This is a genomic window from Rhizobium ecuadorense (assembly GCF_001187535.1).
In the GTDB taxonomy this organism is placed as follows: Bacteria; Pseudomonadota; Alphaproteobacteria; order Rhizobiales; family Rhizobiaceae; genus Rhizobium; species Rhizobium ecuadorense.
This window is the reverse complement of sequence record NZ_LFIO01001424.1, coordinates 1-231: the sequence shown is the minus strand read 5'-3', so window position 1 is coordinate 231 and position 231 is coordinate 1. Positions and strand designations below refer to the sequence as shown.

Genomic DNA, 231 nt, shown 5'->3' with positions numbered 1-231 from the left:
CTACCGCGCAATGCGCCCGTATCAGTCATCTTCTCTGCGTGCTCACTCCCAACACCTACCGCTTCCAGATCGAGGCCGGTGCGAAGTGTTGCCTTGTATTGCAGGAAATGGCGCTGATCGATCGCCCCATAAAAGGTCGGCGTCTGCGAGGCATAGAGCGTGCCGACGGCCTCGACCAGGCGCTTGATATTGTCACGGCCGGAAACCGGACGGCGCAGGACCGTCCCTCTC

1 pseudogene is annotated in these 231 nt (G+C 61.0%); it reads right to left on the bottom strand.

Annotated features, from left to right (window positions below):
* A pseudogene (locus AF337_RS29980) lies at window positions 1–231 on the bottom strand (hypothetical protein); the annotation flags it as partial.